At 67.1% G+C, this 1,072-nt stretch carries 2 protein-coding genes and 1 pseudogene; 2 read left to right on the top strand and 1 reads right to left on the bottom strand.

Annotated features, from left to right (window positions below; translation table 11 throughout):
• Positions 1 to 131 precede the first annotated feature (131 nt).
• Positions 132 to 257, top strand: coding sequence for a hypothetical protein (locus ACFYQA_RS39600; protein WP_388928705.1), 126 nt, complete (start codon positions 132 to 134; stop codon positions 255 to 257).
• Positions 257 to 637: a hypothetical protein gene (locus tag ACFYQA_RS39605; RefSeq protein WP_388928707.1), complete on the top strand. Its 381-nt coding sequence runs from the start codon at positions 257 to 259 to the stop codon at positions 635 to 637. Before ACFYQA_RS39600 ends, ACFYQA_RS39605 begins: the two co-directional genes overlap by 1 nt.
• Before the next feature lie 84 nt (positions 638 to 721).
• Here the strand turns inward: ACFYQA_RS39605 and ACFYQA_RS39610 are convergent.
• A pseudogene (locus ACFYQA_RS39610) lies at positions 722 to 940 on the bottom strand (IS630 family transposase); the annotation flags it as partial.
• Positions 941 to 1,072: the final 132 nt, after the last annotated feature.

Below are 1,072 nucleotides of genomic sequence, written 5' to 3' on the forward strand. Positions count from 1 at the left end.
AGCAGCAGGAGTTCAACCGCAACCACCAGGCACGCTACCGCGACCGGCTCATACTCACCGCCTGATAGACAGCACCCTCATTGGATCTGCACCCGAGCGACTTCGCCGACGCACCCCCGGAAGAAATGACGGTGGAGCAGCAACAGGAGCTTGCCGCGCGGTACAACGGGGGACCGTACTGGGAGAACGACCAGGCGCAACGTTACAGCCGCGACTTCGCCCATCACCTGGACCAGGCAAGGAACGCGATCCGCTGATGCAGTCCTCGAAACCCTCGCACACCGGCGACAGGCCGAAGATCGGTCACTCCCGTCGCCCGGTGGACGACCGCCCGCACCACCCCGACGACGACCGCCGCCTGCTCCGCGTGATCCTCGCCGTTCCGGTGGTGCTGTTGACCCTGGCGGCGGCGTTCTTCCTCTGGCTGGCGATCAACACCCGTCCGGACGGCGACTGGGACCAGGCCGCGTACGGCGGGATCGAGCTGGCCTGTGCCTTGGCCGTCGTTTTGGCAGGCGCGGTGGGAGCCCTATGGCTGACGTCCTCGGTGCGGCGGGCGATGCGGTGGCCGTGGGCGGTACCGGCTGTGGTGCTGGGGGTGGCGGCGGTGGTGCGGTGGGTGTCCAGCGGAGCGTGAGCGCCCGGCCGGTTCAGGCGCTGCGGCCATGACACCGGCCTGCTCCACCTCGGCAACTAGTGTGATGCGCCAGAAATCGCGAGCTTAAGTCCCTTGCTGATTTTCGGTGGCTGACGGAGTGACCTTGGCGAGGTAGTCGGCGAGGGACTTGAGGATCTCGTCGGCGGTCTTGGTCCAGGTGAAGGGCCTGGGGTTCTCGTTCCAGGTCTCGATCCAGGCTCTGATGTCGTCCTCCAGCGCTTTCACGGAAGTGTGGACGCCGCGGCGGATCATCTGGTCGGTCAGCAGGCCGAACCACCGCTCGTCGGGTAGGACCGCTGCATTGCTGCAGCGGTCCCCCCTCAGAACCGGCCGTGCCCGATTTCCGAGCAACCGGCTCAAGCAAGCCCCTTGGGCTCGCGGGCGGACAGAAGTGCTGGTCTCCGGCCTGGACCG

Origin of the sequence: Streptomyces sp. NPDC005774, from assembly GCF_042871645.1 — a bacterium.
In the GTDB taxonomy this organism is placed as follows: Bacteria; Actinomycetota; Actinomycetes; order Streptomycetales; family Streptomycetaceae; genus Streptomyces; species Streptomyces pratens.

Excerpts from the sequence above, each read along its gene's own strand:
- ACFYQA_RS39605 (WP_388928707.1), top strand. The coding sequence starts at position 257 with ATGCAGTCCTCGAAACCCTCGCACACCGGCGACAGGCCGAAGATCGGT.